Annotated in this window: 5 protein-coding genes and 1 tRNA gene; 5 read left to right on the top strand and 1 reads right to left on the bottom strand. The window is 67.9% G+C overall.

The window, feature by feature from the left end; genetic code table 11:
• Positions 1–113: 113 nt before the first annotated feature.
• Positions 114–2,351 carry a primosomal protein N' gene (locus A2X88_06455; GenBank protein ID OGP33732.1) on the bottom strand — a complete coding sequence of 746 codons (2,238 nt, stop codon included), beginning with the start codon at positions 2,349–2,351 and terminating at the stop codon, positions 114–116.
• 379 nt (positions 2,352–2,730) lie between these two features.
• Between A2X88_06455 and A2X88_06450 the strand changes: the two genes are divergently transcribed.
• The 5 genes from A2X88_06450 to A2X88_06430 form a co-directional block, all read left to right on the top strand.
• Positions 2,731–2,806 (top strand) — tRNA-Ala (locus A2X88_06450).
• 417 nt (positions 2,807–3,223) lie between these two features.
• Positions 3,224–3,757: a hypothetical protein gene (locus A2X88_06445; protein ID OGP33734.1), complete on the top strand. Its 534-nt coding sequence runs from the start codon at positions 3,224–3,226 to the stop codon at positions 3,755–3,757.
• Positions 3,758–3,845: 88 nt separating this feature from the next.
• Positions 3,846–5,132, top strand: coding sequence for a lysine 2,3-aminomutase (locus A2X88_06440; GenBank protein OGP33733.1), 1,287 nt, complete (start codon positions 3,846–3,848; stop codon positions 5,130–5,132).
• Complete coding sequence (locus A2X88_06435) at positions 5,105–6,097, top strand: hypothetical protein (GenBank protein ID OGP33731.1); 993 nt, start codon at positions 5,105–5,107, stop codon at positions 6,095–6,097. The genes A2X88_06440 and A2X88_06435 overlap by 28 nt, the downstream gene beginning before the upstream one ends.
• On the top strand, positions 6,094–7,064 hold a 971-nt coding region (locus A2X88_06430), incomplete at its 3' end, for a hypothetical protein (protein ID OGP33730.1). The genes A2X88_06435 and A2X88_06430, both read left to right, overlap by 4 nt.

Below are 7,064 nucleotides of genomic sequence, written 5' to 3'. Positions count from 1 at the left end.
AGCGGAGATAAAAAGAATGAACCGGGGGCGGAGGGCGGGCGAAGCGAAGCCCCCCTCCGAGGCGGCGAAGCCATTGCCGGGCGCACTCTCAACGGGGCGCATCCGGGAGAGGGTCAGACCATCAGGTTGTAGGGGTCGACGTCCGCCTCCATCCGGACCCCCGCCTTGCCGGCGAACTCGCGCAGGGGGCGCAGCAGCCCGGGGAAGAAATCGCCGACGGGAAAGCGGGGGGGCATCTTCAGGAGGATCTGGTAGCGGTACTTCCGTTTGACGAACGGGATGGGAGAGGGGGCGGGACCCAGGAGCCGGATTCCCTCCTTCGCCACCGGATCTGCGAGCGCCGCGGCGATCTCCTCCGCGGCCTCCCGAACCCGCTCCTGCCGGCTCCCCCAGAGCCTGAGCAGCAGCATCCGGCCGTAGGGGGGGTATCCGAGCGCCTCCCGCTCGGAGAGCTCCGCCTCCATGAACCCGCGGAAATCGTGCTCCGCCGCCTTGCGGATGCAGACATGCTCCGGCGAAAGGGTCTGCAGGATCACCTTCCCCGGGCGGCTCCCCCGCCCTGCGCGCCCCGAAACCTGGGTGAGGAGCTGGAAGGTCCGCTCGGCCGACCGGAAATCCGGGAAGGAGAGGGAAAGATCGGCCAGCAGGACGCCGACGAAGGTCACCTCGGGGAAATCGTGCCCCTTGGCGATGACCTGCGTCCCGACCAGGATGTCGACCTCCCCCCGCGCCATCCGCGACAGCACCTCTCCGTACACCCCCTTTTTCCTTCCCAGGTCGGAGTCGAGCCGCTCCACCCGGGCATCCGCCCACCGCTTCCCGGCCCAGGCGACGAGACGCTCCGTGCCGATCCCGACCTGCACCACCTTGTGACCCCCGCACCCGGGGCACTCCTCCGGGGGGGATTTCCTCGCGTCGCAGTAGTGGCACAGCAGCGCCCCGTCCTGCCGGTGAAAGGTCATGGAGACCTGGCAGTTATTGCACTGGACGGTGGTCCCACAGTCGAGGCAGGTCAGCGCCGGTGCGTAGCCTCGGCGGTTCAGGAAGAGCATCGCCTTCTCCCTGCGCAGGAGGGTCTCCTCGACGGCGGCCTCCAGCTCCGCGGAAAAATACCGGTCGGCCCCGCGCCGTCCCGCCTGGCTCCGCAGGTCGACGACGGAGATCTCCGGGAGCCCCCGGGCCCCGATCCGCTCGGGGAGGGAGAGCATCGTCGCCTCTCCGGTCCGCGTCAGATGGATCGCCTCGGCGGACGGGGTGGCCGAGCCCAGCAGGACCACCGCATCCTCCATCCTCCCCCGCAGGAGAGCCAGGTCCCGCGCCTGGTACCGGATCCCCTCCTCCTGCTTGTAGGCGGTGTCGTGCTCCTCGTCGACGATGAACAGCCCCGGCGAGGCGAAGGGGGAGAAGACCGCGGAGCGCGCCCCGATGGAGAGGAAGACCTCCCCCGCGCGCACCCTCCTCCACTGGGCCGTCCGCTCCGCGGGAGAGAGCCCGCTGTGGAGCACGGCCACGCCGTCGCCGAACCGGGCACGCACGCGCCCGAGCAGCTGCGGGGTCAGCGAGATTTCGGGAACCAGGTAGACCGCCTGCCTCCCGGCCGCACGGACCTGCTCGATCGCCCTCAGGTACACCTCGGTCTTCCCGGAGCCGGTGATCCCGTGCAGGACGAACACCGACGATGCCCTTGAGGCGACCGCCACGCCGATCCTTGCGAGAGCCGCCTCCTGGGGAAGCGTCGGCGTGAAGCCTCCCGGGGAAGCGGGAATCTGGGCGGCGGTCAGCCCCACCGGCTTCTCCCGGACGGTGGCGGACAGGATCCCCCTGGCCGCCAATCGGCGGGCGACGTCCCCCCCTCCGGAGATCCGCGCCGACAGGTCGGCGGAAGCGATCTCTTCCGCCTCCAGGACCAGCGAATAGACCTTCCTCTGCTTCGGGGTAAGGGCCGCGTCCGGATTCCCGTTCGCGGGGCGGAAGACGGTCTCCGTGCGGGGGGAGGGAGGCGAATCCCGACGGGAGAGCCCCCGGGGAAGCGCCGCCCGGAGCATCTCGCCGGCCGGCGCGAGGCACTCCCGCGCGGCCGCGAGCAGGAAGGCCAGGTGGCCCGGGGGGATGTAGGGCTCCTCGTCGAGGAAGTCCAGAACCTCCTTCGCCTCCCGCTCGCCCAGGGAGGCCCCGTCCGAGAGCGCCGTGACCAGACCCGTGACCCTGCGGGCCCCGAAGGGGACCAGCGCCCGGACTCCCACCTTGGCGCGCGCCTCCCCGCCGGCCGGAACCCGGTAGGTGAACGGATGGTCGATCGGAAGCGGCACCGCCACTTCCACGAAGACCGCGGGTCGAGGGGGACTGTTCATCTCTCCCCGATTCTACCGGAGTAGCCGGCGGCCGGTAAGTGCCCCCAAGGAGGAGGCGCCGTATTCATGCGCCCTCACGACGGGGCGCACAATACAGCGGAGCAAGCCGAGGCGGCGGAGCCCGTATCGGGCGCCACCGCGACGGGGCGCACAATACAGCGGAGCCAGCCGAAGGAGGGGGGATGAGCGGAGATAAAAGGAATGATCCGCTGGCGGAGGGCGGGCGAAGCGAAGCCCCCCTCCGAGGCGGCGGAGCTGGCCCCGTGCGCCCTCCCGAGGGGGTACGCTCCAGTTGCGGATGCCGCAGCGGGACCCATCCATGCGGGGGGATTTGTTTGACAGGGGCGGACGGATCGTGGAAAATGGGAACTTCAAAGGTGGGGGAGTAGCTCAGCTGGGAGAGCACCACGTTCGCAACGTGGGGGTCGAGGGTTCAATCCCCTTCTCCTCCACCATCCTTCGAAAATCCCGAAATCACGCCAGGCCGGGGGTTCCGCCCGTGATGCGCCTCGTCCCGAGGGCGCCTGCAACTGCGGCACCCGTCAGCCGGGGACCCGCAGCGATGCGGGGGGGGTCGACGAGGCGGCGGGGACATTCCTGGTTTCCTCGGGATGCGGGAGAGGAGTGTCCCCACCACACGGCAGCGAGCGGGCGCAGATCGCGAGCGTAGCCGAGAGGACTCCCCCCGCGAGCCAGGGGCCCCGGAAGGCCGGTTTTCGGGGTATAGCAAACCATCCCCCTCCGGATATAGCCTTTCGAACGGTGGAGGAAAATCCTCATGGTATTCCATCGATTTTCTGTTGACATCCCGGTTTCGTTTTCATAAAATTCGGTTAGATTACTAAACGGAGGGTTTAAAAAACATTCACGTGATCGAGATCGGCGCCCGGATCAAGCACCTCCGGCAGATCAACGGACTCGCGCAGGCCGACCTGGCGGAGCGCGCGGGGCTGACGAAGGGGGCGATCTCCCAGATCGAGCGGGACCTGACCTCCCCTTCCGTCGCCAACTTCCTGGAGATCCTTTCCGCCCTGAACGAAACCCCCTCCTCATTCTTTGCCGACGACGACGAGGAAAAGGTCCTGTTCCGCAGAAACGAGGCCCTTCCCTCCGACGTCACCGGGTACCAGTCCTTCGAGACGCTGCTGACGAAGAGCCGGTACCGGAACATCGTGACCTACCAGGCCTCGATCCGGCCGGGCCGGGAAGCCCTCCCCGAGCCGGCCCACGAGGGGGAGAACTACGTGTTCGTCCTCTCGGGGAGGCTCGGCCTGCGGCTGGGAAGAACCGCCTACGTGGCGCGCAGGGGGGAGAGTCTCTATTTCCGGGCCGAGCAGGAGTACTCATTCTCCAACAAGGGGAAGACCGAGGTCGACTTCCTCTGGGTAAAGGCGAGCGGGCGATAATCCGATGAAGAACCAGGGAAACGAACCTATCCGACGGAACGTTGCGAGGAGGACCATGGACAGAATCTCCGGTGAAGAACCGGCCCCGTTGAGTAGCACCGGCCACACGACGAATCCCGTCGGTCTGCCGTGGCCACAGGTTACCCGGGAAGAATGGAACGACTACCGCTGGCAGCTCTCCCACCGGATCACCTCGATCCGGGAGCTCTCGGGACTGCGCTACTTCTCCCGAGAGGAAACGGACCTCCTCCAGCGCGTCACCGAGAGCTACCGCCTCTCGATCACCCCCTACTACCTGTCGCTCATCCGCCTGGACGATCCCGAAGACCCGATCGGCCGGCAGGCGTTCCCCTCCCCCGAGGAATACTTCGGGATGGACACCGGCGAGGACGACCCCCTCGAGGAGGAGAAGGACATGCCGGTGCCGGGGCTCACCCACCGGTACCCCGACCGCTGCCTGATGGTGGTGAGCAGCTTCTGCTCCATGTACTGCCGGCACTGCACCCGCAAACGGATCTGGGCGCTGGGGGAGAGCCCGAAGACCGAGTTCGAGCTGAACAAGATGTTCAGCTACATCCGCCGGCACGACGAGATCCGGGACGTCATCGTCTCCGGCGGCGATCCGCTGACGCTTCCCACGTCGCGGATCGAATTCATCCTCAAGAGTCTTCGGAAGATCCCGCACGTGGAGATCATCCGGATCGGCACCCGGGTCCCGGTCGTTCTCCCGATGCGGATCGACGACGAGCTGTGCGCGGTGCTCGAGAAGTACGGCCCGATCTGGGTGAACACCCAGTTCAACCACCCCCGCGAGGTCACCGCCGAGGCCCGGAAGGCCTGCGACCGCCTCCTGCGGGCCGGGGTCCCGGTGAACAACCAGTCGGTCCTCCTGAGGGGGGTCAACGACCACCCGGAGATCATCCGCAGGCTGAACACGCAGCTGCTCAAGGCGAAGGTCCGCCCCTACTACCTGTTCCAGTGCGACATGGTGCGCGGGCTCGAGCACTTCCGGACGCGGCTGTCCAAGGGAATCGAGATCATGGAGGCGCTCCGGGGACACACTTCCGGGCTCGCCATCCCCTCGTTCGTGGTCGACGCCCCCGGCGGCGGCGGCAAGATCCCGCTCATGCCGAACTACATCATCTCCATGGGGGAGACCCGGACCGTCCTGCGGAACTACGAGGGGATCCTCGTCGGCTACGAGGAACCGCAGAACGACGGCCGCCCGTCGGCCCGGCCCGACAGCGATCCTCCGGTCGGACGGCCGGACGTGTACCGCCTGCTCCGGGGGGACCTGAAGGCGCTGATCCCCTCCGGGAACGAGCGGATGGCCAGGAGAAGGAGACGGTGCGAATCGGGCTCGCCTACAACGTAAAGCCCGCCGATCCTCCCGCGCATCTGCCGGAGGACGCCTTCGAGGAATACGACTCCGAGGCGACGGTCGGACATATCCGGGAGGGGCTCGCCTCCCTGGGGCACGAGGTGATCCTTCTGGAAGCGGGCCCGCCGATCATCGACCGGCTGCGGGAGTCGCGTCCCGACATCGTGTTCAACATCGCGGAAGGGGAGTGGGGGCGTTGCCGGGAAGCGCACCTTCCCGCCCTCCTGGAGATGCTCGGGATCCCCTACGTGGGATCCGACCCTCTCACCCTCTGCGTGACCCTCGACAAGCCGGTGGCGAAGCGCATCGTGGCTTCGGAGGGATACCCCACTCCGCGGTTTCAGCAGTGCGCCTCCCCGGAAGAACTGGACGAGGGCGCCCTTTCCTTCCCCGTCATCGTCAAGCCCGCCTTCGAGGGATCGAGCAAGGGAGTCCGCCTCGCCTCCCGCGCCACCTCGCCTGCGGAAGCGAAGACGATGATCCGGTTCGTCACCGGAACCTACGGGCAGGAGGCGCTCGTGGAGGAGTTCGTCCCGGGCCCCGAGGTGACGGTGGGGCTCGTGGGGAACGGAACGCCCCGGGTGATCGGCATGATGGAGATCCGGCCGACGAAGGTCCGGAGCGAGGAGTTCGTCTACTCCCTCGAAGTGAAGCGGGACTGGGAGCGCCAGGTCGAGTATCTGTGCCCCCCCTCCCTGCCGGAAGGCACCGCCGCGGAGATCGGGCGGTGCGCCGTCGGGATCTCCCGGCTTCTGGGCTGCCGCGACTTCAGCCGGATCGATTTCCGGGTCGATCTTCGCGGGGTGCCGCAATTCCTCGAGTGCAACCCGCTCCCCGGCCTCTCGCCGGGGTACGGGGACCTTCCGATCATGGCGGACCGGATGGGGATCCCTTACGTCGCCCTGCTGTCGGACATCCTCTCCTGCGCGCTCGCCCGCCTCGGGATGGTGCCGGCATGACCCCCCCGGGACTGCCCCCGAAGCGGGTCGCGGTCCTCTTCACCCCGGTGGAGGAAACGCTCCGGGGTACCCACGAAAAGATGTTCGAGGAGATGAACCTCGCGGTGAGCGCCCGGCAGGTTCTGGACGCGCTGGCCTCGGGAGGCCACGCCGTCCGGAAGTTCGCCTTCGGGAAGGATCCCTCCGTGCTCGCTTCGGCGCTCCGGGACTTCCACACCGATGTGGTCTTCAACCTGAGCGAGTGCCCGATGGACTCGGCGCAGAAGGAGCCGCACGGCGCCGCCTTCCTCGAGCTGCTCGGCCTCCCCTACACCGGAAACAGCCCGATGCCCCTTTCGATCTGCAACAACAAGGCACTCACCAAGCATCTGCTCTCCGCCTTCGGGATCCCGACCCCCCCCTTCCGGCTCTACGCTTCCGCACGGAACGGCCGGCCGGGGCTCCGCTTCCCCCTGATCGTGAAGCCGGCCTGCGAGGACGGATCGGCCGGGATCACGGAGGAGAGCGTGGTGGACGACGCGCGCAGCCTCCGGAAGAGAATCGGGCACGTGATCGAGAAATACCGGCAGGAGGCGCTGGTCGAGGAGTACGTCGGCGGGCGGGAGTTCAACGCGGCGGTCCTGGGGAACGGATCCCGGGAGGATCCCTACCGGATTCTGCCCCCGGCGGAGCTCGTCTACCGGAGCAGGAGGTGGCGCGTCTGCTCCTTCGAGTCGAAGTGGGACGCGATGCATCCGGCCTACTCGGAGATCGCCGCCGAATGCCCCGCCCGGATCCCGGAGGCGCTGAAAAACAGGCTCTGCCGGATGGCCCTGGCCTGCGCCCGCACGTTTCAGCTCCGCGGATATTCCCGGGTCGACTTCCGGATGGGCCGGGGCGGGAAGCTCTACGTCCTCGAGGTGAACCCGAACCCCGACATCTCGGCCGACGCGGGGCTCGCCCGGGCCTCCCTGGCGGCCGGGCTTTC

The organism is Deltaproteobacteria bacterium GWC2_65_14 (assembly GCA_001797615.1).
Classification (GTDB): Bacteria; Desulfobacterota; Deferrimicrobia; order Deferrimicrobiales; family Deferrimicrobiaceae; genus GWC2-65-14.
Note: the sequence above shows the minus strand (reverse complement) of the source record. Positions and strands in the feature narration are given on the sequence as shown.

Excerpts from the sequence above, each read along its gene's own strand:
- A2X88_06455 (OGP33732.1), bottom strand. The coding sequence starts at position 2,351 with ATGAACAGTCCCCCTCGACCCGCGGTCTTCGTGGAAGTGGCGGTGCCG.